At 71.2% G+C, this 24,497-nt stretch carries 23 protein-coding genes; 11 read left to right on the top strand and 12 right to left on the bottom strand.

What is annotated here, in order from left to right:
• The 6 genes from ITJ56_RS16670 to ITJ56_RS16645 form a co-directional block, all read right to left on the bottom strand.
• Window positions 1-1,461: a hypothetical protein gene (locus ITJ56_RS16670; protein WP_194631754.1), complete on the bottom strand. Its 1,461-nt coding sequence runs from the start codon at window positions 1,459-1,461 to the stop codon at window positions 1-3.
• Window positions 1,451-1,984, bottom strand: coding sequence for a hypothetical protein (locus tag ITJ56_RS16665; protein ID WP_228518113.1), 534 nt, complete (start codon window positions 1,982-1,984; stop codon window positions 1,451-1,453). Before ITJ56_RS16665 ends, ITJ56_RS16670 begins: the two co-directional genes overlap by 11 nt.
• Complete coding sequence (locus tag ITJ56_RS16660; protein ID WP_194631752.1) at window positions 1,972-2,646, bottom strand: hypothetical protein; 675 nt, start codon at window positions 2,644-2,646, stop codon at window positions 1,972-1,974. The genes ITJ56_RS16665 and ITJ56_RS16660 overlap by 13 nt, the downstream gene beginning before the upstream one ends.
• Window positions 2,643-3,917: a hypothetical protein gene (locus tag ITJ56_RS16655; RefSeq protein WP_194631751.1), complete on the bottom strand. Its 1,275-nt coding sequence runs from the start codon at window positions 3,915-3,917 to the stop codon at window positions 2,643-2,645. Before ITJ56_RS16655 ends, ITJ56_RS16660 begins: the two co-directional genes overlap by 4 nt.
• Window positions 3,917-4,210, bottom strand: a complete 294-nt coding sequence (locus ITJ56_RS16650) for a hypothetical protein (RefSeq protein WP_194631750.1) — start codon at window positions 4,208-4,210, stop codon at window positions 3,917-3,919. Before ITJ56_RS16650 ends, ITJ56_RS16655 begins: the two co-directional genes overlap by 1 nt.
• A 104-nt stretch (window positions 4,211-4,314) precedes the next feature.
• Complete coding sequence (locus tag ITJ56_RS16645) at window positions 4,315-4,608, bottom strand: WXG100 family type VII secretion target (RefSeq protein ID WP_111089241.1); 294 nt, start codon at window positions 4,606-4,608, stop codon at window positions 4,315-4,317.
• A 120-nt stretch (window positions 4,609-4,728) separates the two neighbouring features.
• Between ITJ56_RS16645 and ITJ56_RS16640 the strand changes: the two genes are divergently transcribed.
• Entirely contained in the window at window positions 4,729-5,238 is a 510-nt protein-coding gene (locus ITJ56_RS16640; protein ID WP_194631749.1) for an FHA domain-containing protein, read from the top strand.
• On the opposite strand, the gene ITJ56_RS16635 is transcribed toward ITJ56_RS16640, so the two are convergent.
• The 4 genes from ITJ56_RS16635 to ITJ56_RS16620 form a co-directional block, all read right to left on the bottom strand.
• The gene (locus tag ITJ56_RS16635; protein ID WP_194631748.1) at window positions 5,211-6,122 is read right to left on the bottom strand and encodes an oxygenase MpaB family protein; all 912 of its coding nucleotides are present in this window, start codon (window positions 6,120-6,122) and stop codon (window positions 5,211-5,213) included. The two genes, ITJ56_RS16640 and ITJ56_RS16635, sit on opposite strands and share 28 nt — an antisense overlap.
• On the bottom strand, window positions 6,119-6,493 hold the full coding sequence (locus ITJ56_RS16630) for a hypothetical protein (RefSeq protein WP_194631747.1): 375 nt from the start codon (window positions 6,491-6,493) through the stop codon (window positions 6,119-6,121). The genes ITJ56_RS16635 and ITJ56_RS16630 overlap by 4 nt, the downstream gene beginning before the upstream one ends.
• 50 nt (window positions 6,494-6,543) lie before the next feature.
• Window positions 6,544-6,843, bottom strand: coding sequence for a hypothetical protein (locus ITJ56_RS16625; protein ID WP_194631746.1), 300 nt, complete (start codon window positions 6,841-6,843; stop codon window positions 6,544-6,546).
• Between the two features lie 196 nt (window positions 6,844-7,039).
• Window positions 7,040-8,671, bottom strand: a complete 1,632-nt coding sequence (locus tag ITJ56_RS16620) for a RecQ family ATP-dependent DNA helicase (RefSeq protein WP_194631745.1) — start codon at window positions 8,669-8,671, stop codon at window positions 7,040-7,042.
• A 223-nt stretch (window positions 8,672-8,894) separates the two neighbouring features.
• On the opposite strand from ITJ56_RS16620, the gene sucC reads away from it, so the two are divergent.
• The 8 genes from sucC (at window position 8,895) to ITJ56_RS16580 (ending at window position 20,053) form a co-directional block, all read left to right on the top strand.
• The gene (gene sucC, locus ITJ56_RS16615; RefSeq protein ID WP_194631744.1) at window positions 8,895-10,064 is read left to right on the top strand and encodes an ADP-forming succinate--CoA ligase subunit beta; all 1,170 of its coding nucleotides are present in this window, start codon (window positions 8,895-8,897) and stop codon (window positions 10,062-10,064) included.
• A gap of 11 nt (window positions 10,065-10,075) precedes the next feature.
• Window positions 10,076-10,963 carry a succinate--CoA ligase subunit alpha gene (sucD, locus tag ITJ56_RS16610; protein ID WP_194631743.1) on the top strand — a complete coding sequence of 296 codons (888 nt, stop codon included), beginning with the start codon at window positions 10,076-10,078 and terminating at the stop codon, window positions 10,961-10,963.
• Between the two features lie 104 nt (window positions 10,964-11,067).
• Window positions 11,068-13,071, top strand: a complete 2,004-nt coding sequence (locus ITJ56_RS16605; protein ID WP_194631742.1) for a DUF6350 family protein — start codon at window positions 11,068-11,070, stop codon at window positions 13,069-13,071.
• Between the two features lie 41 nt (window positions 13,072-13,112).
• A complete protein-coding gene (gene purN, locus ITJ56_RS16600; RefSeq protein WP_194631741.1) occupies window positions 13,113-13,706 on the top strand; it encodes a phosphoribosylglycinamide formyltransferase in 594 nt (197 codons plus the stop codon).
• A complete protein-coding gene (gene purH / locus ITJ56_RS16595) occupies window positions 13,703-15,337 on the top strand; it encodes a bifunctional phosphoribosylaminoimidazolecarboxamide formyltransferase/IMP cyclohydrolase (RefSeq protein ID WP_194631740.1) in 1,635 nt (544 codons plus the stop codon). Before purN ends, purH begins: the two co-directional genes overlap by 4 nt.
• A gap of 540 nt (window positions 15,338-15,877) precedes the next feature.
• Window positions 15,878-17,686, top strand: coding sequence for an ABC transporter ATP-binding protein (locus ITJ56_RS16590; RefSeq protein WP_194631739.1), 1,809 nt, complete (start codon window positions 15,878-15,880; stop codon window positions 17,684-17,686).
• A gap of 101 nt (window positions 17,687-17,787) precedes the next feature.
• Window positions 17,788-19,587 carry an ABC transporter ATP-binding protein gene (locus ITJ56_RS16585; RefSeq protein WP_194631763.1) on the top strand — a complete coding sequence of 600 codons (1,800 nt, stop codon included), beginning with the start codon at window positions 17,788-17,790 and terminating at the stop codon, window positions 19,585-19,587.
• Window positions 19,588-19,624: 37 nt separating this feature from the next.
• Window positions 19,625-20,053, top strand: coding sequence for a DUF805 domain-containing protein (locus tag ITJ56_RS16580; protein ID WP_194631738.1), 429 nt, complete (start codon window positions 19,625-19,627; stop codon window positions 20,051-20,053).
• Between the two features lie 22 nt (window positions 20,054-20,075).
• On the opposite strand, the gene ITJ56_RS16575 is transcribed toward ITJ56_RS16580, so the two are convergent.
• Together ITJ56_RS16575 and ITJ56_RS16570 are read right to left on the bottom strand one after the other, a co-directional pair.
• On the bottom strand, window positions 20,076-20,429 hold the full coding sequence (locus tag ITJ56_RS16575) for an MGMT family protein (protein WP_323749851.1): 354 nt from the start codon (window positions 20,427-20,429) through the stop codon (window positions 20,076-20,078).
• Between the two features lie 29 nt (window positions 20,430-20,458).
• Window positions 20,459-20,914, bottom strand: a complete 456-nt coding sequence (locus tag ITJ56_RS16570) for a GNAT family N-acetyltransferase (protein ID WP_194631737.1) — start codon at window positions 20,912-20,914, stop codon at window positions 20,459-20,461.
• A gap of 85 nt (window positions 20,915-20,999) precedes the next feature.
• On the opposite strand from ITJ56_RS16570, the gene ITJ56_RS16565 reads away from it, so the two are divergent.
• Window positions 21,000-22,283, top strand: a complete 1,284-nt coding sequence (locus tag ITJ56_RS16565) for an ROK family transcriptional regulator (RefSeq protein WP_194631736.1) — start codon at window positions 21,000-21,002, stop codon at window positions 22,281-22,283.
• 226 nt (window positions 22,284-22,509) lie between these two features.
• The coding region (locus ITJ56_RS16560; RefSeq protein ID WP_194631735.1) for a lamin tail domain-containing protein at window positions 22,510-24,497 on the top strand (1,988 nt) is incomplete at its 3' end.

The following is a 24,497-nucleotide window of genomic DNA, read 5'->3' as shown; positions in this document are numbered from 1 at the left end:
TCAATTCCTGCATCCCGTTGCGAGCCAGCGCCCGATGCTCGTCACTCCACGACGAAACTGGATGGCACGGCGACGGTACAGCGACCAGTGCAACGCCACACTCGCGAAGGCGAGCGCTTCCGCGTAGCAGGCGGTCCCCGGGTCTCCGACCGCGAGAAGACCGACTGCCACGGCGGAGAGGAGGACGAACCAGCCGACAACAGACCCGAAGGTCCGAGAAGGCCGGAAACCTCGAGGTGGCGGTTCGACAGGGGGCAGTCGTCCGCCGAGCTCGGTGCCGATGACCGCGAGCAGGATCACGACGGACGCGGAACCGAACGAGAGGGCGATCCCCCATGTCAGCGGCCCTCCGATCTTCGCGAAGACCGAGACCATCAGTTGCAGGATCGTCGCACCGCCCACGGTGATGAGCGGGACGACCCCGAGCGAGGTCCACGCGATGAGTGACATGCCAGGAACGGCGGCACCGCGGTGCGGGTCGAAGCGCACGTCCGCAGACCTGCGTCGGTCGCTGCCTGCATCTCGGATCACCGAGAGCTCTCGGAGCAGTTCGTCGATGTCGGACTCGGGCCAGAACGCGAACGGCAGCTCGGCGCGGACGACGTCCGTCCCGTCGATCAGTACCGCGCGAGCCTGCTTCCCGCGGACCGTGCGCGCACGAACGACAGCCGACGCGGATGAGGTCGCTTGCGGTGTGGACAGCAGGACGGATCGGCCGCGTCCGTCGTCGATCACGACCATGCCGCTCGCGACTGAGATGGCGGCTCGCTCTCGGAACCACCCGGGCCCGGATCTCGGACGAACCACCGTGGTCCCGATCCGCAGTCGCGTTCGACGTCGTCCTCGGACACTGAGCACGACGTTCACCAGAGCGGCTGCTGAGACGGCCGCACTCAGCCAACCCAGCACCGCGACGCTGCCGCCCCACCCTCGGCCGAGCAGCGCGAACGCGATGGGGACGGGAACGAGCGCGATCGCCTGCAGGAGCGCGACCACGAAGGTGCGCCGTCGGGCGCGGCGTGCTGCGGTGTCCGGAAGCGGGACGTGGACGACGGCGCTCGCTGTCTGGAAGCCCGCCATCGCGTCCGGATCGAACGCGATCTCGAGACCGAGTCGGTCGGCGAGGTCGTCGAACCCGCTTGATGACACTGCTTGGCGAGGCGTCGCCGGAGCGGCAGGCTCGATCCACCACACGTCCAGTGGGAACACGTTGGTGCTGTCGTCGCTGATCAGGACAACCGCCCCGACGGAGGTGACGACGCCGATCTCCCGTGGCAGTGCCGTGGCGGGAGCCCATGCCGCTCGGCGGATGCCGGAGCAGAGCGTCTCGATGCGGCCGTCCGATCGGACCGAGAAGACCGTGCCATCGACGACGGTCAGACCGATGAACTGGTCACGCGCCGCTGCCCGATCACTGACGACCGCGCTGCGGACGACGAGTTCAGGGAGATCAGTGGACAACGTCGATGCCGTTCGCTACCAGATCGACGTGACGGGCGACCCAATCGGCATAGACCAGTTGTGTTGTGTTCGAGTGCACGCACAACATCATGTCCGCGGGGAGGACCCACGACCAATTGAGACTCTCGCTCACGATGGTGGCATTCGGTTCGTCGCGCCTCGGCGCTGTGATGGCGGCTCGTTGTCGAAGTCGAAGCGCTCGGCCGAGCGTCGTGTTGCGCATCGCCTCGTCGCTCTCGATCGGATCGTCGTAGCGCGCGGCTCGACGGACGACACCCGGCGCAGCACCTCCGAGGGGTCGGAGCGTGAGCGCGATCCAGGACGCGATCGAATCGTCGACTTCGTCGAGGAGGGCCCATGCGGCATCTGCTCCCCGCGCAGCCAGCAGCTGGCCGAGCTCGGAAAGGTCCTCGCGATCCGTCGCGGCGAGGTCCTCGCTGGTCTGGACGCGGTTCGACACGATCCCGAGCGGGGCCATCACGGTGGTGACAGGGACCTCCAGCCGCGTCGTCATCGTGTCCACCCGAACCCTGCCATGAGCACGTCGAAGTGCCCGACACGTGCTTCGACGTCCGTGGGGCCGGGAGCCGTCAGCGAAACGAGGACGAAGGTCCCCTGCTCACCCGGGATGGGAGCGAGGTAATCGACCGTTGTCGTTGACACCTCGACGTCGGCGTTGTCTGCGACGAATCGGTTCAACGCCTCCAGCGAGCGCTGGGACGACGCGGAGAGGAGACCGATCCCGGTAGCAGGGGGCCCTGCGGCGCGGAGTGCTGCTCCGGCAGTCTTGCTGACTTCCTTCCGAGCACGGATCATCTTGCCCGCGGGGAAGTCGACGACCCGCGCGTCACCCGAGTCGCTGAGCGCCTCTGCGAAGACCTCGAGCGGCAGGGCGCCGACGGTCGCGCCGAAGTGCGCCACGGAGACCGAGAAGCTCATCGGCAGCCGGACACCGCTGACCTCGCCCTCGAAGGAGTACATGTCGACCGCTCCTGCGTCGGCGGCGGCGCCGAAGGACTGGCGAAGGTCGTCTCTGAGCCGGCGTCTGGCGATGGCACCGTCCGAGTCTCCGAAGCGTCCGCGCGGGATCGTCCGCTCGACCATCTGGTCGACGACGTGGTCGAGGTCGCCGGAGAGACGGGTCCGGATCCACCCTTCCGGGAGTTGCAGGCGGTAGCCGGTCACAGAGAGCCGACCTGCACCGACGTCGCGTTCTTCCAGTAGTTGCCGGAGAAGAGGTCGCCGAGGTCGTCAGCAGCGTCGACGACGCCGTCGTAGATGCCCTTCGCCCCGAGTACCGAGGCGGTCACGGCTGGGAGCAGGATCTTCGGCAGCATCTCCTGAGCGATCGGCCCTCCGCTCGCAAGCCGGCTGATGAGCACCGGCGCGATCGCACCGTTGGTGAGCGTGTTGTCGAAGAACTTGACCCAGGCCTTGTCGCCGACCGCTGCCGCGCTCGCTCGCAGTTCGGCGTACTTGGCAGAGAAGACCGGTCCCTCCGGGATGCCGGCCGCTCGCGCGCTGTTCGCAGCTCCGCGTGCGCCGGACTGCAGGGTCGACCGTGTCAAGGCCGGTAGCGCGGACGCAGCAGTCTTCGCGGCTCCGAGGCCTACAGCGGACGCCGCGACGCCGACGGCCGCCCACGCCACATCCGATGCTGTGGCGTCTCCGGCGGCGGCCTGCGTTGCAGTGATACCGCACGTCAGACTCGCCACGACGAGACCAGCGACGGCGAACGCGATGAGGTTGACGCCCGGGATCGCGAAGGCGACGATGACCGCGGCCACCACGAGGACGAGGGCGACCACGTTCAGGATGCTCTTGATCGCCTCGAGCACCCCCTTGGCATCGTGGATCGCCTGCTTCACGTGGTCGAACCAGCCGTCCTTCATCCCGTCGTCCGCACCGTCCCGGATGCGGCTCGCGACACGGTCGGAGAGGTCCCCGTACTCGCCTGCCAGCCCGGACGGGCCAGCGATCCGGTGGATGATCGCCTTCGCCGCGTCGATGTCGCCCTGCGCCGCACTCAGCGCGCGGTCCTGCGCGTCGACCTGGTCCTGGTGGTCCGGGCTGTCGGCCTCGGCGGTGATCGTCTGGTTCGCCGCCGCGCGGTGCGCATCCCGCGCGTCCTGCGCCTGCACCAGGGCCGCGTCGGCCTCGCGCTGGAGCCCCTCGAGCCCGTTCGCCCAGTCGTCGAGCGCCGCGGCGAGTTGGGTGTAGCGACCCTTCGCCTTCTCGATGGCGCCAGCGAGGTCACCGGCCGAGTCGCGGAACTTGGTACCCGACTCGCTCTCCCAACCCTCGCCGTCCTTGAGGGAATTGAGGCGGTTGACCTGCTCGGTGATGGCCCGTTCGATCGAACGGGCGCCCGATGCGGACTGGCGGATCTCCGTGGGATCGCCGGGCACCGGGTCGATCGGCAGGTCGACGGCGCTCCAGTCGGTAGGACGCGCCATCAGCTGTCCTTCCCGAGGATCTTGTTGGCGAGTTCGACCTCGGTCTGCGTGAAACCGTCGTGTGCGCTCTCAGCCATCTCGGCGACCGCCTTGATCGACTCCTGGAGCCGCCCCCGGCGGATGTCCCAGTTGCTGGCGAACTCGTCGATCGCACTGACGATGGTCGACGAGCCGACCCCGGACTTGTAGTCAGCACCAGCCGAGGCGACGTGTTCGAAGTCGCCGTGCAGCCGCGAGAGATCAGCTGCCAGGCCGCCGATCATGTCGAGATCGAGTTTGAGTGTGCCGCCCACGGTCCCCCCGTTGGTCAAGTCGTCGTTCGAAGTGTGTGCTGCCGGAGCAGCGAGAGCGGTGGCCGGCATCCGAAGACGCCGGCCACCACCGTTCCGAGCCGGTCTCAGCCGATGCTGGACGCGAGCTGCTCGTCGGTCGACTCGAGGGTGTTCGCCGCGCTCTCGAGGAACCCGGCCATGCCGTCGATGGCCTGGATCGTCTGCGTCGCGCCGGAGTTGAACTCCGAGTACGTCGAGTCGAACGCCTTCGAGGACTTGTCGGTGACGTACCCCGACGAGACGAGGTTGTCGATCTGGCTCTTGAGCTGGCTCAACTGGTCTTCGATGGCCTTCTGGCCGTTGCGAAGCTGCGAAGCCTGGTTGCGAAGATCGTCGTAGGTGACGTTGACATTGGCCATGGCGCATGCCCTCCCGATGCGTATGTGAAGTACCGGGCGACCCCCGGCGCGGTTCGACCATACTTGATCGCGTTGCATCTCGCACCACTTCTGAACAATCACCAGAACGAGGGGTACACGGTGGCTCGACGCCGGAAGGACGACGACACTCCGAAGCGCCCGGTGGTCACGCGTGCCGACGTCGAGCGCGACCGGCAGGCCGGGTACCTGTCCCGCGCCTGGGTGCTGCCCGCGGCTCCGGTGTCGGACGACGAACCGGACGCCGTCGTCCGGACGGAGCAGCCGCTGCCGACGATCGGCGTCGTGCCGCGACTCGTGCTCGAGGTCGCGCCGGGCACCGTCGTGCCGCTCGACCAGCCGGTCGTCGTGGGGCGACGCGTCCCGACCGCGCCGGGGCGACGAGCCGTGCTGCTCGACGACCCGGGGAAGTCGGTGTCGCGCGAGCACGCCGCGATGCGGCCGACCGGGGACGGCGGCCTGGTGGTCGAGGACCTCGGATCGTCGAACGGCACGGTGGTCGTCCGCGCATCCGGTGCCCAGGAGCCCAGCGTGGGCGGTGCACAGGTCATCGCCCGGCCCGGTGACGTCGTGATGGTGGGGGACTACGCCGTGCGGGTACTCGCAGGCTGACCAGCACCAGCACCAGCACCAGCACCAGCACCAGCACCGGCACCGGCACCGGCCGTCGCGTACCGCCCCGCGGTCCGCCGCATCGCCCGCAGCAGCAACGGCCCCGGCAGTCGCAGCAGCACCCCCGGCACCAGCGCCCGCACCCCGGCCACCACCCGGACGGTGCGCCGGAAGCGCCGTTCCTCCCGCGGCCCCCAGGCGAAGCCGTACGCCGTGCGCACCCGTTCCGGCAGCATCCCCACGGTCACGATGCGGACGAGGGGCATCGCCGCCCGCACCCACAGCGGCGCGAACCGCGGGTGCAGCAGGTCGCGGACGACCCCGCGGGCGTCGTCGGTGACCTCGAGCCCCTCCAGCGTCCGCTGCCAGTACCGGTCGAAGGCCGCCACCGAGGTCGGCCAGCGGTCCGCCGGTACCCGCAGCGCGGTCGCGATCGGGGCGTAGGCGGCGAGGACCTGCTCGGCGCGGTCCGCGGAGACGCGCGCGCCGAACAGGTCGTGCGCCTGCCGGGCCGAGTCGAACAGGGTGGCGGCCACCCAGAGCTGCCGGTCGACGTCGTCGGCGCCGGCGACCGGCCGGTGCGCGCGGTTCACGAAGCCGGCTGCGGTCGCCGAGTCCGACTCCGTGCCGACGACGACGGCGTAGACGAACATCAGGGTGTGGGCGAGCCGCTGCTGGGGTCGCCGTGCGAAGTCCGAGTGCCGCCGGACACCGGCCGCGACGACCGGGTCGGCGATCTGCAGCAGGATGGCGCGGCCGCCCGCGGCCACGGGCGTGCTGTCGGCGAGGAACCGACGCAGGTGACGGTCGTGGACGTGCGCAGGAGACGGACGGGAGGCACGGTGCGGGTCGTGTGCCGGGCCTCCAGGCCGTGGGGTGGTCACGCCGCACCCCGTCGGCGTCGCGCCCGCAGGACGGGCCGCAGGTCCACGGCGATCGCCGCCAGGAGCGCGACCGCGCCGACCGCCAGTGCGACCATCGCGTACGCGGGGTCGACGGGGTCGACGGGGACGTCGCCGGTCAGGGCGAGGAGCGTCGCGACGAGCCAGATCGCGGGGAGCGGCCAGAGGCGGGTCGGCGATCCGGTGACGATCGCGCCGACGATGCCGACGACGAGGAGCGGGACCCAGCGGCCACCGGGCTCCGAGCGGGCCGCGAGGTGTGCCGAGGCGGCGACCAGGAGCATCGCGGCGACCGCCACCAGCCGCGCTGCCGAGGGCATGCTGCGGACACTGGCGCGGACTCGTCGGAACACGGCCCGATGCTACCGAGCCGTGTTCCGGATGAGCCTGGTGGGAAGGAGGGTCAGAGCGGCTTGGTGCCGAGGTCGTTGCCGAGGTCGGCGCGGTCCTCGTCCTGCTCGTTCTCGTGCTCCCACAGGTCGGGCGAACCCTCGCGCGGCGATCCGCCGGTCGGACCGTCGTCGGTGCCGTCACCGGGCTGCGGTTCCACGGTCTCGCCGGCGACCGCGTCGTTCGTCACGGTCTCCAGGGACTCCTCCGCCTCGTCCACCTCGTACGGGCCGACGTGCTCGCGGTCGATGTCGTCGTCACGGCGCTGCTGCGCGTCGAAACCGTCGACGGGGCTGATGCCGGGGTCGCTCATGGGTGGTTCCTTTCCGTTGCGGGCTTCCTGCCTACCCGCCACCGCTTGGCGGCCGTCCGGTTTCGTGTCGTGTTCACCCGGGCGTCACCTGCCGGTCACGCGGGCCCGGCAGCATCGCGGATGCTCGGGGGAGTGGAGCGCGGTCGCCGACGGGTGGTCGAGCGACCGCGCCTTCCCCCGCCCGGGCCTGCGTCCGTCAGACGCGTTCGAGCAGGTCGCGCTCCTCGACGTCGGCGAGCGCGAGCGTGCGGTACCCGGCGGACTCGAAGAACACGGTGATGCGGTCCTCCTCGGTGCTCATCACGACGCCGGTGCCCCACTCGGTGTGCTCGACGCGGGCATCCGGCGGCCAGGCGGTGTCGTTCGCACCGTCGGCCACGTGGGCAGCGGCCTCGTGGGCCGTGCCGGACGAACAGGTGTCGCAGTTGCCGCAGGGCTCCGGCAGCTCGTCGCCGAAGTAGCCGAGCAGGAACTGGCGGCGGCACCCGGTCGTCTCGGCGAGCTGGCGCATCATCGCGATGCGGGACTCCTCGACCCGTTCCCGTTCGGCGGCACGGTCGGCGGTGGCACGGGCCGCACGGTCGGCGTCCTGCGGGCCGTCCGGCACCCGGGAGACACCGTCGACGTCGTCGCGCAGGGCACCGGCGTCGAGCAGGGCGTTGAGTGCTCGACCGGCGGTGCGGGCCGACAGGCCAGAGGCCTCCACCAGTGCGGAGCGGGCGATCGAGCCGGTCGGCGGGACGGCGTCGAACACGGCCCGGACCGATGCGGGTCGCGGCGATCCTGACGCGAAGAACGTGCGCAGTCCGAAGTCCTCGGCGCGGTAGTGCAGGATGGCGCCGGCCGGCTCGGCGTCACGCCCGGCCCGCCCGATCTCCTGGTAGTAGGCGTCGATCGACTCCGGGACGTCGGCGTGCACGACGGAGCGGACGTCGGGCTTGTCGATGCCCATGCCGAACGCGCTCGTGGCGACCACCACGTCGACGTCGCCGTCGAGGAACCCGGTGTGCACGGCCTCGCGCTCCGCCACCCGCATGCCGGCGTGGTACGGCTGGGCGCGACGACCGCGGGCAGCGAGGGCGTCGGCGTACTCCGTGGTCGCCGCGCGGGTGGCGACGTAGACGACCGTGGGCCCGTCGAGCTCGGCGACCTGGTCGACCACGGCCGCGCGCTTCTCGGCGTCCTCGGCGTGCCGCACGACCTCGAGGCGGATGCCGGGGCGGTCGAACCCCGAGGCGAGCACGAACGGGTCGCGCATGCCGAGCCGCTCGACGATGTCGTCCCGCACCGGAGCCGAGCCGGTCGCGGTCAACGCGAGCACCGGCGGGCGGCCCAGGCGCTCCGCGACCTCGCCGAGCGCCAGGTAGTCCGGTCGGAAGTCGTGGCCCCAGGAGGAGATGCAGTGCGCCTCGTCGACGGCGACCAGCGCGACCCCGGCGTCGCGGAGCCGCTCGAGCACGTCGTCCTTCACGAGCTGTTCCGGTGCGAGGAACACGTAGCCGACCTCGCCCGCGGCGACGGCGTCCCACCCGTCGGCGACGTCACGCGCCTTCTTCGTGGCGTTCATCGCGACGGCGCGGGGTGCGTCCGGGTGGTGCTCGAGCCCGACGACCTGGTCCTCCTGCAGGGCGACGAGGGGGGAGACGACCACGACGATGCCGTCCAGCCCGAGACCGGCCACCTGGTAGATCGCGGACTTGCCGGAGCCCGTCGGCATCACGGCCAGGGCGTCGCGTCCGGCCAGGACGGCCTCGATCACCTGCTCCTGCTCGGGGCGGAGCTGCCACCCGAAGACGTCGGTGGCGCGGGTACGGAGTTCTGGCTGCACGGATCCACCGTGCCGGGCGGAAGCTGGAACCACTTCCGGCGATGCGCGCAGCGGCTGATGCGTGCCGGAGCCGACCCGGGCCTCCCGTCCGTGCACCGCCCGTCCACCGAGCAGCGCTAGGCTGCGTGGCGGCCGTTGTCTCGACATCGAGCGACCCTCGATGTGGAGTGCGCGACCGGGAAACCGATGCCGATCGCACGAACCGTGCGGGAAGAAGAACAGCGTGGATCTTTTCGAGTATCAGGCCAGGGACCTCTTCGAGTCCTACGGCGTCCCCGTGTTGCAGGGGATCATCGCCGACACCCCCGAGCAGGCGAAGGCGGCGGCCGAGAAGATCGGTGGCGTCGTGGTCGTCAAGGCGCAGGTGAAGGTCGGCGGTCGCGGCAAGGCCGGCGGCGTGAAGGTCGCGAAGACCCCGGACGAGGCGTTCGAGCACGCGCAGGCCATCCTCGGCCTCGACATCAAGGGCCACACGGTCCAGCGCGTCATGGTCGCCCAGGGTGCCGACATCGCCGAGGAGTTCTACTTCTCCGTGCTGCTCGACCGCGCGAACCGCTCCTACCTCTCGCTCACCAGCGTCGAGGGTGGCATGGAGATCGAGCAGCTCGCCGTCGAGAAGCCCGAGGCGCTCGCCCGCGTCGAGGTCGACCCGCTGACGGGCATCGACAAGGCAGCCGCGCTCGAGATCGCTCGCCTTGCGAACTTCCCATCGGAGCTGCAGGACGCCGTCGCCGAGGTCTTCGTGAAGCTCTACGACGTCTACAAGGGCGAGGACGCGACCCTCGTCGAGGTGAACCCGCTCGTCCGCACCGGCGACGGCCAGATCCTGGCGCTCGACGGCAAGGTCTCGCTCGACGAGAACGCCGACTTCCGGCACGAGGACCACAAGCAGCTCGAGGACACCGCGAGCGAGGACCCGCTCGAGGCCAAGGCGAAGGCCCACGGTCTGAACTACGTCAAGCTCGACGGCCAGGTCGGCGTCATCGGCAACGGCGCGGGGCTCGTCATGTCGACGCTCGACGTCGTCGCCTACGCCGGTGAGCGGCACGGCGGCGTGAAGCCCGCCAACTTCCTCGACATCGGTGGCGGCGCCTCGGCCGAGGTCATGGCCAACGGCCTCGACGTCATCCTCGGCGACCCGCAGGTGAAGAGCGTGTTCGTGAACGTCTTCGGCGGCATCACCGCCTGCGACGCCGTCGCGAACGGCATCGTCGCAGCGCTCGGCATCCTCGGCGACGCGGCCACCAAGCCGCTCGTCGTGCGCCTCGACGGCAACAACGTGGAAGAGGGTCGTCGGATCCTGGCGGAGGCAGCGCACCCGCTCGTCACCGTCGCCGCGACCATGGACGACGCGGCCGAGCAGGCCGCCGAACTCGCCGCCGCAGCGGCCTGAAGGGACTGACCATGTCGATCTTCCTCAACAAGGACTCCAAGGTCATCGTCCAGGGCATCACCGGCGGCGAGGGCACGAAGCACACCGCACTGATGCTCAAGGCCGGTACGACCGTCGTCGGCGGTGTCAACGCCCGCAAGGCCGGCACCACCGTCACCCACGGCGACGTCGAGCTGCCGGTGTTCGGGACGGTGCGCGAGGCCATCGACACCACCGGTGCCGACGTCTCGATCGTCTTCGTCCCGCCGGCCTTCGCGAAGGACGCCGTGCTCGAGGCCATCGACGCCGAGATCCCGCTCGTCGTCGTCATCACCGAGGGCATCCCGGTGCAGGACTCGGCCGAGTTCTGGGCGCACGCCAAGGCGAAGGGCGGCACGACCCGGATCATCGGTCCGAACTGCCCCGGCATCATCACCCCGGGGGAGTCGCTCGTCGGCATCACCCCGGCGACCATCACCGGCAAGGGCCCGATCGGGCTCGTCTCGAAGTCCGGCACCCTGACCTACCAGATGATGTACGAGCTCCGTGACCTGGGCTTCTCGACCGCCATCGGCATCGGCGGCGACCCGGTCATCGGCACGACGCACATCGATGCGCTCGCCGCGTTCGAGGCCGACCCCGAGACCGAGGCCATCGTGATGATCGGTGAGATCGGTGGTGACGCCGAAGAGCGCGCGGCCGAGTTCATCAAGGCGCACGTCACCAAGCCGGTCGTCGGTTACGTCGCGGGCTTCACCGCCCCCGAGGGCAAGACGATGGGCCACGCCGGAGCGATCGTTTCCGGTTCCGCCGGCACCGCCGAGGCGAAGAAGCAGGCGCTCGAGGCCGCGGGCGTCAAGGTCGGCAAGACCCCGTCCGAGACCGCCGCGCTGCTGCGCGAGGTCGTCGCCGCCCGCTAGCGACCAGCGCCCGGCAGATGGTCGGGACGAAGCCGGGAGGCTCGGTGCGGGTTCCGCGCCGAGCCTCCCGTCGTTCCGGCTGCGGCTCACGTATCCTCGCTGCGATGAACCGCCTGGGAACCGCTCTGCTCGCCGCGATCGAGGCGGTCGTGACGGTCGGCGTCGTCATCGGGGTCGCCCTGGTCCCGCTGACGCTGCTCTGGGGGTTCGAGTACGGCCTGCAGATCGACTGGGACGTCTTCTGGAAGGCCACCGGCAGCGTCTGGCTCGTCGGCCACGGTGTCGACGTCTCGTTCCTGCTCGGGTCCGCGGTGGCCAAGAGCTCCGGGGTCAGCGGCGCCGCCGACCCCATCCACGTGACCCTCGCCGCCCTCGGGTTCGCGGTCGTGACGGCCTGGCTCGGCGGCCGGGCCGGTCGTCGGTTCGCCGAGACCGAGCACCGGACCACGGGGCTGCTCGTCGGCACCGCCGTCGTCGCGGTCCTCGGGCTGGCCGTCGCGCTGTCGTCCACCTCCGCTGCGACGCACCCCACCGTCTGGCAGGCCGTGGTGCTGCCCGCGCTCTGGTTCGGGATCCCGGCGCTCGTGTCCTCGGAGGTCTGCCGCCGTCGCCGTGCCATGCCCGCGGACGCCGGTACCCAGCGGGTCATCGACCTGGTCGACCGCATCCCCTCGGTCTGGCGGGCCCTCGCCGCGTTCGGCCTGCGTGCCGGCACCGCCGCGACCGCCGTCGTCGTCGGGGTCGCCGCGGTGCTGGTCGCGCTGCTGCTCTTCACCTCGTTCGCCGAGGTCATCACCCTGTACGAGCAGTCGCACGCCGGCGTCATCGGCGGGATCGCGCTCACCGTCGGGCAGCTCGCGTTCCTGCCGGACTTCGTCGGGTGGGCGACCTCGTGGCTGATCGGTCCGGGCTTCGCGATCGGCTCCGGGTCGAGCGTGTCCCCGATCGCCACGACACTCGGTCCGATCCCGGGACTGCCGGTGTTCGGCGCGCTGCCGACCTCCGGCCACACCTTCGGGCTGGTCTGGATCCTCGTGCCGGTCATCGCCGGGTTCGCGATCGGCGGGTCGATGCGGCCCCGGCTGGTCCGTGCCCTGGGCGCCGCGGACTCCGCGCTGCACCGTGCCTTCGGCGGGGTCGCGGCCGGGTTGGTCGCCGGGGTGCTCACGGGCCTGATCGCCTGGTCGACGTCCGGCGCGTTCGGACCGGGGCGTCTGGCCGAGGTCGGCCCGCACGCGCTCGCGGTCGGCGGGTTCGCCGCACTCGAGGTCGGCCTGCCCGCGATCATCGCCCTCGCGGTCGGCAGCGACCTGGTGCGCCTGCCGGACCGCGGCTGGACGCGGGAGCGCTGGACCGAGGCCGACGACGACGACACCGCGGCGGTCGTCGGCGAGGGCTCGCTCCTGGCCGCGCTCGACCAGGCCGGGGCCGGGCGGACCACCGACGTGCACCGCTTCGTGGTCGAGGAGTCCCACGACGGGTCGACCGCTGCACGATCCCGCGCAGCGACCGAGCACGTGACCGAGCCGGTCAGCAGCGCGCCGACCGACAGCGAGCCCGCCGACGCGGCACCCGCACGACCCACACCCGCACCCGTCGCACCGCGCGCCGGCGACACCGACCACGACGTCGAACTCCCCGACTGGGCGAAGACCGACGCCGTGGCTTCCGAACGCCTGGCCGCCGAGCCGGAGCCGTCGCGCCGGAGTGCCGGGCGTGCGGCGCTCGGTGGTCTCCGCGACCGTCTCGCGGGCGCTGCCGACGGCATCCGCGGCCGGGCCGGCGAGCTCCGCGACCGCGTGACCGGGTCCGACGCCGAACCGCAGCAGCCCAGCCCCGAGCGACCCGCAGCGCCCGCCCCGGCAGCTGCACCCACCCCGGTGCCGACCGACGCCCAGCCCGCGTTCCCGTGGAGCACCGAGGAGTTCGTCGCCGGACGCGACGACGTGGACGAGACGGCCGACGCGGACCGCGTGGACGTCACGCCCGAGGCCCGAGCGTCCGCGCCGACGCCGACCCCCCAGGCCCGCGCGGCGAAGTGGGACGTCACCGACCAGATCCCCGAGGACGAACTGCCGTGGTGGCGGCAGCCGAAGGACGACCGGTAACAGCGCCGGCCGACCTCGCGGGTCCCGGTAGGGTTGGTGCCGTGCTCGAACTGGTCGTCCTGATCTCCGGTACCGGGTCGAACCTCCGAGCCCTGCTCGAAGCGACCTTCGACGCCGAGTACCCCGCCCGTGTCGTCGCCATCGGTGCCGACCGCGACGCCGAAGGCCTCGGCCTCGGCGAGGAGTTCTCGATCCCGACCTTCACGGTGCCGTTCACCCGCTACGGCTCGCGCGCCGAGTGGGGCCAGGGCCTCGCGGAGCAGATCCGCCCGTGGTCGCCCGACCTGCTCGTGCTCTCCGGCCTGATGCGCCTGCTGCCCCCGGCCGTGGTGTCCGAGTTCGCGCCGGGGATCATCAACACCCACCCGGCGTACCTGCCCGAGTTCCCCGGCGCCCACGGTGTGCGGGACGCCCTCGCCGCCGGCGTCACCGAGACCGGTGCGAGCGTCATCGCGGTCGACGACGGCGTCGACACGGGGCCGATCCTCGCCCAGGAGCGCATCCCCGTGCTGCCGGGTGACACCGAGTCGACGCTGCACGACCGCATCAAGCCGGTCGAGCGCCGCCTGCTCATCCAGACCATCCTCGACATCGCCAACGGCACCACCGACCTGAAGGGCACCCCGAGCGCATGAGCGTGCACGCAGCCGATCCCAGCCTCTACCGCGACCGCGACGTGGTCCCGGTCCGCCGTGCACTCATCTCGGTGAGTGACAAGTCCGGGCTGCTCGAGCTCGCCGGCGCCCTGGCCGACGCCGGGGTCGAGATCGTGTCGACCGGTTCCACGGCGCGGACGATCCGTGACGCCGGGTACGCGGTCACCGACGTCGCGAGCGTCACCGGGTTCCCGGAATCGCTCGACGGTCGTGTGAAGACCCTGCACCCGTCGGTGCACGCCGGCCTGCTCGCCGACCTGCGCCTCGAGTCACACGAGCAGCAGCTCGCCGACCTCGACATCGCGCCGTTCGAACTCGTCGTCGTGAACCTCTACCCGTTCGTCGAGACGGTGGCCTCGGGCGCCGACACCGCGACCGTGGTCGAGAACGTCGACATCGGCGGCCCGGCGATGGTCCGCGCGTCGGCGAAGAACCACCCGAACGTCGCGATCGTCGTGTCCCCGGCGTCCTACCCCGAGGTCGTCGAGGCGGTCCGTTCGGGCGGCACCACGCTCGAGCTCCGGAAGCGCCTCGCTGCCCAGGCCTTCGCGCACACCGCCGCCTACGACACCGCGGTGGCGTCCTACTTCGCGAGTGACGTCGTCACGGCCGCTGCGGCGCCGACGACCTCCGGTGACATCCGGACCCCGGGCGCATTCGACGAGCACCTGTCGTTCGAGGCCGACCTGTCCGCGACCCTGCGCTACGGCGAGAACGCGCACCAGGCCGCGGCGCTCTACACGACGTCGGACGGCACCGGCATCGCGCAGGCGACGCAGCTGCACGGCAAGGAGATGTCGTACAACAACTACGTCGACGCTGACGCGGCGGTCCGTGCGGCCTTCGACTTCGACGAGCCGGCCGTCGCGATCATCAAGCACGCGAACCCGTGCGGCATCGCGATCGCCCCGGCCGACGCCACCGACCCGATCGCCTCGGCCCACGCCGCCGCGCACGCCTGCGACCCGCTCTCGGCGTTCGGTGGGGTCATCGCGGCGAACCGCCCGGTCACCGTGGCGATGGCGGAGACGGTGAAGGACATCTTCACCGAGGTCGTCGTCGCCCCCGGCTTCGATCCCGAGGCGCTCGAGGTCCTGTCGCGCAAGAAGAACATCCGCCTGCTCACGCTGCCGGCGGACTTCGCGCTCGCCGACCGCGAGGTCAAGCAGATCTCCGGCGGGTTCCTCGTGCAGGACGCCGACCGGTTCACCGCCTTCGACCAGGCGACCTGGACCCTCGTCGCGGGTGCGCCCGCCGACGACCAGACCCTCGCCGACCTGGCCTTCGCGTGGAAGGCGAGCCGCTCGGTGAAGTCGAACGCCATCCTGCTGGCGAACCGGGGTGCGAGCGTCGGCGTGGGCATGGGTCAGGTCAACCGGGTCGACTCGTGCCACCTCGCGGTGAACCGTGCCGGGGACCGGGCGGCCGGCAGCGTCGCCGCGTCCGACGCGTTCTTCCCGTTCGCCGACGGCCTGCAGGTGCTGATCGACGCCGGCGTCCGCGCCGTCGCGCAGCCCGGCGGCAGCGTCCGCGACGACGAGGTCATCGCCGCAGCGACGGCCGCCGGCGTCACGATGTACTTCACGAGCGAGCGCCACTTCTTCCATTGATCTGAAGAAATGGTGGCGTCCCATTGCGCACCGGGTCGGCCTGTGAATAGTCTGTAAGGCTCCGCGGCAGGCAGCCGACGATCCCTCGGGACCGGCGGCACCGCGGACACAACGGTGACGAAGACGACGACTGGAGTGACGATGGACACCATGACCGGAACCGTGGCGACGGCCGCCCGTGCAGGTCTCGTGTCCATCGTGGGGACCGCTCCCGCACGGCGATCGACGATCGCACCGCGACCCCGCGTCGCGGACGCCGTCTAGTCGGGCCGTTCCCACGGCCCCGCGGCGCCGCACCACCAGCGTCCGCGAACCACCCGCCTGAACCCGGGGGACGCGTGTCTCCCGGTGCCCTCCGGCCCGTCCGACGTCACGCGAGTGACGGCGGAGGCGCGACCACGCGCTCGGCCGACGATCACCACGCAACGCCACACCGAGCCTCCAGGCCGACGCCACGCGACGCAAGCAAGCAAGCAAGCAAGCAAGCAAGCACCGCGCAGCGCGACCCGGGGACACGGCAGACGCATGAGGACGCAACGCATGTCCAAGTCGCCCACCACGGCGCGCCCGTCCACCTTCCGCGCGATCGCGCGGATCTACCCCTACGTGAAGCCCTACAAGGGCCGCCTCATCGCCGGCATGGCCGCGGCGTTGGGTGCCTCCCTGGTGGCGCTCGCCATCCCCTACGTGCTGCAGTGGCTCGTCGACGGTCCGCTGTCGTCGCGCGACTCCTCGCAGATCTGGCCCGCGGGTCTCGCGGTGCTCGCGCTCGGCGTGCTCGAGTCGGTGTTCATCGCCTCGCGTCGCCGGATGGTGATGCGCCCATCGACGCGCATCGAGACGAGCATGCGGAACGCCCTGTACGCGAAGCTGCAGGACCTGCCGGTCGCGTTCCACGACCGGTGGGAGTCCGGCCAGCTGCTGTCCCGGTCCGTGTCGGACCTGTCCCTGATCCGCCGTTGGCTGGCCTTCGGTGTGGTCCTGCTCGTCGTGAACATCGTGACGATCGTCGTCGGCTTCGTCGTGCTGTTCACCTTCGGGTGGATGCTCGGCCTGATCTTCCTGGTCGCGTCGATCCCGCTCTGGATCAACGGGCTGCTGTTCGAGCGCCGGTACTCCGCCGTCGCGCGCCGCAGCCAGGACCAGGTCGGCGACCTGGCGACGAGCGTCGAGCAGTCGGTGCACGGCATCCGCGTCCTCAAGGCGTTCGGTCGCGGCGGTGCGAAGCTCGAGGAGTTCAGCGAGCAGGCGGAGGCGCTGCGCGGCACCGAGATCAAGAAGGCGAAGGCCATCGCGAGCATCTGGTTGTGGCTGCTGCTCGTGCCGGACGTCGCGTTCGCGCTGTGCCTGCTCGCCGGCATCTGGCTGGCATCGCAGGGGGAACTCAGCGTCGGGCAGCTGTTCGCGTTCTTCGCGACGGCGACGGTGCTGCGGTTCCCGATCGAGTCGATCGGGTTCTTCCTCTCGATGACGTTCGACACCCGCACCGCGGTCGACCGTTTCTTCGAGGTGATGGACTCCGAGAACACGATCACCGACCCGGAACACCCGAAGACGATCGCGGAGCCGCACGGTGCGCTGTCGTTCAACGGCGTGCACTTCCGGTACCAGGACTCCGCACCGCAGTACCCGGACCTGATCAACGGCGTCGAGCTGCAGCTCGAGCCGGGCGAGACCATGGCGCTCGTCGGACTGACCGGCTCCGGCAAGACGACGCTGCTCTCGCTCGTGCCTCGCCTGTACGACGTGACCGGCGGCTCGGTGACGATCGACGGCGTCGACATCCGTGACCTCACGCGTGAGGAACTGCGGCGCCACGTCGGCGTCGCGTTCGAGGACGCCACCCTGTTCTCGTCGACGGTGCGCGAGAACGTGCTGCTCGGCCGTCCGGACGTGCAGGGCGAGGATGCCGAGGCGCTGATGCGCGAGGCGCTCGACATCGCGCAGGCGTCGTTCGTGGACGACCTGCCCGACGGGGTCGACACCCGCGTGGGTGAGGAGGGGCTGTCGCTGTCCGGTGGGCAGCGCCAGCGCCTGGCGCTCGCCCGTGCGATCGCCGCGCGGCCGTCGGTCCTCGTGCTCGACGACCCACTGTCGGCGCTCGACGTCGACACCGAGGCACGGGTCGAGGCGGGCCTGCGTCGCGTGCTCGCCGAGACCACGTCGCTCATCGTGGCGCACCGTCCGTCGACGGTGACGCTGGCCGACCGGGTCGCCCTGATGGAGAACGGTGTCATCACCGCCGTCGGGACCCACCACGAGCTGATGGCCACCAACGAGCACTACCGCTACGTCATCTCGTCGCTGGACGACGACGACCAGACCGCACGACAGGAGGCGATGGCATGAGCCAGCAGACCGACCAGAACCTGCCGGGAGGAACGGCGTCCGTCCCGCACGAGGCTCCGGACGAGCAGTCTGCCGCCCCCGTCACCGCCTCGATCACCACCATGGGCGTGCGCGGCGAGGAGCGTGAGGACTTCACCAAGGCGGAGAGCAAGCGCCTGCGGCGTCGCTCCCTCGCCCTGCTCGGGTCACTCGCGGCACCGCTGAAGCTCCGGCTCGTGCTGCTCGGGATCGTCGTGGTCGTCTCCACGGCCGGCACCGTCGCGGGTCCGGCGCTCATCGCGTGGGGCATCGACAACGCCCTGCCCGCGGTGCTGGACCAGAACGACTGGGTGCCGGCGTTCGGGGTCGTCGCGACGTACATCGTCGTGGCCGTCCTCGGGGCGGTCCTCACCGCTTGGTACACCGTGCTCGCCGCGCGGATCAGCCAGGCGATCCTGTTCGACCTGCGCAAGCGGGTGTTCCTGCACACGCAGCGGTTGTCGCTCGAGTTCCACGAGACCTACACGTCCGGCCGGATCATCTCGCGCCAGACGAGTGACCTCGACTCGATCCGCGAGCTGCTCGACTCCGGGCTGAACCAGCTCATCCAGGGCGTGCTGTACATGGTGTTCACCGCGGTGGCCCTGGTGCTGCTCGACCCGACGTCGGGGCTCGTGCTCGCGGTGTCGCTCGTGCCGCTCTGGTTCCTGATCCGCTGGTTCCAGACGAACTCGCAGACGCTGTTCCGGTCCACCCGCGTCACCTCGGCGCGTGTGATCGTGCACTTCGTCGAGACGATGACGGGCATCCGCGCGGTGCAGGCGTTCCGCAAGGAGTCCCGCAACCGTGACGAGTACGGCGGCTTCGTCGAGGACTACCGGGTGGCGAACACGAGGGTGTTCAACCTGTTCGGGACCTTCGACCCGGTGCTCGTGCTCATCGGCAACGCGACGCTCGCCGCGGTCGTCATCGTCGGCGGCTTCCGGATCGTCGGCGGGACGCTCGAGGTCGGTGCGCTGCTCGCGGTCGCGCTGTACGCCAAGCGCTTCTTCGACCCGGCGCAGGAGCTCGCGATGTTCTACAACGGGTACCAGTCGGCCTCGGCGGCGATGGAGAAGATCTCCGGCGTCCTCGAGGAACGGCCGAGCGTGCCGGACCCCGCGAAGCCGACGCGGCTGGCGGACGCCACCGGCAAGATGGACTTCGACGACGTCGTCTTCGCCTACAACAAGGGCAAGGTCGTGCTGCCGGAGTTCGACCTGCACATCCCGGCGGGCCAGACCATCGCGCTCGTCGGGTCCACCGGTGCCGGCAAGTCGACGCTCGCCAAGCTCATGGCGCGCTTCTACGACCCGACCCAGGGCTCGGTCAAGCTCGACGGCGTGGACCTGCGCGACCTCGACACGAAGGACATGCGCCGCGCGATCGTGATGGTCACGCAGGAGGCGTACCTGTTCTCCGGCACCGTCGCGGACAACATCGCGCTCGGCAAGCCCGGGGCGTCACGCGAGGAGATCGAGGCGTCGGCCAAGGCGGTCGGCGCACACGAGTTCATCATGGCGCTACCCGACGGGTACGACACCGACGTGAACAAGCGCGGTGGTCGTGTTTCGGCCGGGCAGCGGCAGTTGCTCTCGTTCGCGCGGGCGTTCATCGCGGACCCGAAGGTGCTCATCCTCGACGAGGCCACGGCATCGCTCGACATCCCCTCGGAGCGACTCGTGCAGGAGGGTCTGGAGACCCTGCTGGCCGACCGCACCGCGGTGATCATCGCGCACCGCCTGTCGACCGTCGCGATCGCCCACCGGGTGCTCGTCATGGAGCACGGCAAGATCGTCGAGGACGGCACGCCCGCCGACCTCATCGCCGGCACCGGACGGTTCGCCCAGCTGCACGCGGCCTGGCGCGACTCGCTCGTGTAGGCCCCGGTCGGGCTGCACCACGTGGTTGGCTTGCTCCATGAGCAACGACAGCGTGGTGCAGCCCGGCGGCGTCGCCCTGCACGACCCCTTCTACGGTGCCCCGTTCGCCGAGGCCGTCCGACGGTTCTGGCGGAAGTACACCGTGTTCACCGGGCGGGCGTCACGTGCCGAGTTCTGGTGGTGGTGGCTGACGTCGTTCGCGATCGGGCTCGTGCTGCAGCTCGTCCCGCAGGTGTTCACGCCGAACACCCCCGTGCTTGAGAACCCCGTCGGCTCGTACCTGTTCATGCTGTGGGTGCTCGCGACGCTCATCGGGTCGCTCGCGGTCGGTGCCCGACGACTGCACGACGCGAACCTGTCCGGCTTCTGGCAGTTCCTGCACGTTGCGCCGGGCATCGGCTCGCTCGTCGTGTACCTGCTGTGCCTGCTGCCCACGAACCCGAAGGGCGCGCGCTTCGACCGCTGACGGCCGGCGTGCGGGGCGGGCGTCAGAACGGGTCGTCGGCATCCGTGGACGGCGACCAGCGCGCGCGACGCATGTCGAGCCTCCAGGCGGCCGTTCCCTGCACGAGCGGCGTGCCCTCGGCGCGGTAGTGCTCGAGCGCCCGGGCCTCGTGGTGCAGCGGTGGGTGCCCGCCCGCGCGCACCACGCGCCACCACGGCAGGTCGGCACCCTCGTGGGCCATCACCTTGCCGACGGCACGGGACGCCCGCGAGCCGAGGGCTGCGGCGACGTCGCCGTAGGTCATGACGTGACCCGGCGGGATCATCCGCACGACCTCGGCGACGGCGGCGCCGAAGTCGGCGGCTGCGTCGTCGGACGGCACAGCGTCGGAGGGCACGTCGTCGGAGAGTACGTCGTTGGGAAGTACTAGAGCGTCAGGACCGCGAAGTCGTCGCCGTACTGGGTCTCGCGCACGACCTCGAACCCGACGGCGCGGAAGAACGCCTCGGGGCTGTCGTCGCCACCGGGCTCGTACACGACCGTCAGTCGCTCGAACCCGCGGCTGCGGGCTTCGTCCGCCAGGCCGTGCACGGCGAACCGGCCGACACCGCGACCCTGCGCGGACGCCGCGACGTTGACGCGCCAGATGCAGCTGCGCAGTTCCTCCTGCGCGTTCTCGGCGTCGAACGAGCCGATGATCAGGCCGAGCACCTCGTCGTCGTCGAGGACCACGCGGGTCCACGCCGAGCTCGGCTTGACGTCGGACTCGGCGACCCCGTAGGTCGTCGGCTGCACGAACTGTTCCTGCCCGGGCTTGAGCGTCAGGGAGTTGGCCGCGGCAGCGGTCTTCGCGGAGAGTTCTTCCAGGCGCAGGTCGGACATGCGGCCAGGCTAACGGTGCGACCCCTGTGGGGGCCAGTGACGACGGCAGACCGAGACCGCACCGTTGTCGCGGTATCGTCGCGGCATGGCAGAGCATCGACGGGGAGCGAACCTCCCGTCGATCGGCGGGTTCAACCGCACCGTGGTCCTCGACGCCGTCCGCCGCTCACCCGACGGCCTGAGCCGCGTCGAACTCGCAGCCCGCACGGGGCTCAGCGCGCAGACCGTGTCGAACGTCACCCGGTTCCTGATCGAGGCCGGCATGATCGCGGAGTCCGGCACCGTCGTCTCCGGCCGCGGCAAACCCCGGACCATCCTGCGGCTCGAGCCGAACAGCCGGTGCGCGGTCGGCGTGCACATCGACCCGGCCGTCGTCACCTCCGTGCTGCTCGACCTCGCCGGCACCGTCATCGCCTCGTCCACGACCTCGACTCCGACGGCCGACGACCCGTCCGAGGCGGTGCGGACGATCGCGTCCGCCGTCGACGGACTCGTCGCCGACGCCGGAGTGGACGTCGACACCGTGCTGGGTGTCGGCATCGCGAGCCCCGGCCCGATCGACGTCGAGGCCGGGATCGTGGTCGACCCACCCTTCCTGCCGCGGTGGCGGGACGTGCCCCTGCGGGACGCACTCGCCGAGGCCACCGGCTACCCGGTCCTGCTCGAGAAGGACGTCACGGCGGCCGCGGTCGGCGAGATGTTCCTGGCGGGGGAGTCCTCGGCCCGGAACTTCGCGTTCGTGTACTTCGGCACGGGGTTCGGCGTCGGGCTCGTCGTCGACCACGAACCGGTGCGGGGCGTGGGGTCGAACGCGGGCGACGCCGGGCACATCATGGTCGACCAGCGCTCGCTCGCCGGCACCCCGGACGGCTCGGAGACGCGGGGTGAGGTCGGCGCCGCGGTCGCGCCCGACCGGCTGGTCCGGATCGCGCGGTCACGGGGGCTGGCGCTGTCCGGCGGTGTCGGTTCCGATGCTGCCGCTCCCGTCGCTGCCGCTCCTGCCGACTCCGTCGATGCGGTGAACGCCGCGTGGGACGAACTCGCCGCGGCGATCGCGGCCGGGGACGACACCGCCGTCGCGCTCGCCGCCGAGGCCGGCACCGTGATGGGCAACGCGGTCGTGCTCATCGTGAACCTGCTCGACGTCGACCGCGTGGTGTTCGGCGGACCGTTCTGGTCCCGCATCGCGAGCGCCGCGCTGCCGGCAGCCCGGACGGCCATCACCGGGTCACCGCTGCTCGTGCCGAAGCACGAGGTGCAGGTGGTCGAGAGCGACCGCGGAGCCGACGTCGCCGCGGTCGGTGCCGCGTGCCTGGTGCTCGACGCGGCACTGTCGCCGCGGGCGAGCACGCTCCTCATCCGGCACTGACGACGTCTTCTGCTCACCAAGTGGGGCTGGCGCGACCCCAGGGCGGACGGGAGGCACGGTGCGCGGCCGCCACGGGCCTCCCGTCCGCCGTGTGGTGTGTGCACGGCGTCGGCCGGATCCCGGGACACCGAGCGTTCACCGCCCGGCCACCGGCCGGATGCCCTGGTGCTGAACAGTCGTGCAGGTCCCGCCCTCCTCTCCCCCGAACACCCGAGAAGGACTCTGCATGCGCACTCCTGCCCTCCGCCCACCCGCCGTCCGCATCGGCGCCGCGATCCTGACCGCGCTGGTCGTCGGTGCCGGTGTCGCCACGGCCAGCCCCGCCCTCGCCGCCGTCGGTGACGACGACCCGGCCGTCGGTGCCGCCGCCGCGAACGGTCTCGTCGTCAACGAGGTCGAGTCGAACGGCGACGACAGCGACTGGGTCGAGCTGAAGAACACCTCGAACGACGCCATCGACCTGACCGGGTACGCCTTCCTCGACGATGACAGCACCCACGACGCGTACGAGCTGCCCGCCGGGTCGACGATCGCCTCGGGCGGGTACTTCGTGATCGACCAGCTGTCGGCCACCGCGCCGGGCTTCGACTTCGGGCTCGGCGGCGCCGACACCGCGCGCATCTACGACCCCGCCGGCGACCCGGTGCTCCGGTACGCGTGGACGACCCACGCGGCGGTCACCTACGGTCGCTGCGCTGACGGGGTCGGGGAGCTCGTGGACACCACGGCCTCGACGAAGGGCGCCGCGAACGACTGCTCCTCGCCCGTCCGTGTCAACGAGGTCGAGTCGCAGGACGGCGCCCCGGGCGACTGGGTGGAGCTGACGAACACCGGCAGCACCACGGTCGACCTCGGCGGGTACGTGTTCAAGGACGCCGAGGACGACCACGAGTACACCGTCCCCGCGGGCACGACCCTGGCGGCCGGGGGGTTCACCGTCCTCGACGAGGCGGACTTCGGCTTCGGGCTCGGCAAGGCCGACTCCGCACGGATCTTCGGCCGGAGCGGCGCGCTGGTCGACTCGTACTCCTGGTCGGCGCACGCCGCGACGTCGTACGGTCGCAACCCCGACGGCACTGGCGACTTCGCCGAGACCTCGGCCCCGACGAAGGGCCTGACGAACACGTTCGCGGGCGTCGTCACCGCCGAGGCCTGGCCCGGCGGCCCGGACGAGACCGTGCTCGACGACGAGGACACGTTCTCCGGCGACCTGAGCGGCCTCGACTGGACGACCTCGGCGACGTCGGAGGACGGCCAGCTCTGGGCCGTGCAGAACGGCGACGGGCTGCTGTACCGCCTGACCTCCGATGACAGGGGTGGCTGGGCGCCGTCGAACACCGCCGGCACCGACCTGCGCTACGCCGACGGCACCGGCACCCCGGACGCCGAGGGCGTGACCGTCACGAGCGACGACCCGGGCGCGGTCTACGTGTCGACGGAGCGCAACAACGACGTGTCGAGCACGAGCCGCCCGTCGGTCCTGCGCTACGCCACGACCGACGGTTCCGAGTCCACGCTCCGCGCCACCGACGAGTGGAACCTCGCCGCGGACTTCCCCGGGCTCGGCGCGAACGCCGGCCTCGAGGGTGTCACCTGGATCCCGGACTCCTGGCTCACCGCGCACGGTTTCACGGACGAGCACACCGGTGCCGCGTACACGCCGTCGAGCTACGCCGGCCACGGCGATGGCCTGTTCTTCGTCGGGGTCGAGGGCACCGCGAGCGTCTACGCCTACGCGCTGATGGACGACGGCTCGTTCCAGCGGGTCGCCACGATCGCCACCTCGCTCGCCGTCGTCGCCGACGTGCAGTTCGACCCGACGCTCGACGCGCTCTGGGTGGTCTGCGACGAGGCGTGCTCCGGTCGGACCGCGCTGTACGGGGTGACGGACGGTGCCTTCACCGCCTCGACGCTGTACGAGGCGCCGTCGAACGCCGACCGGACGCTCGCCAACGAGGGCTTCGCGATCTCGGGCGCCTGCACCGACGGGGAGCGCGCGACGTTCTACGCGGACGACAACGACACCGACGGGTTCTCGCTGCGCACGGGGACGTACCCGTGCGAGGGCGGCGACACGGACCCGGGCACGGACCCGACGCCGACCCCGGGTGACGGTGGGACCACGCCGACCCCGACGCCGACCCCGATGCCCACCGGCGGTCCGACCGCGGGTCCGACGGCGACCCCCTCGGCTGTTCCGTCGGTGCCGGTGGC

Origin of the sequence: Curtobacterium sp. VKM Ac-1376 (genome assembly GCF_015351025.1) — a bacterium.
Lineage (GTDB): Bacteria > Actinomycetota > Actinomycetes > Actinomycetales > Microbacteriaceae > Curtobacterium.
Note: the sequence above shows the minus strand (reverse complement) of the source record. Positions and strands in the feature narration are given on the sequence as shown.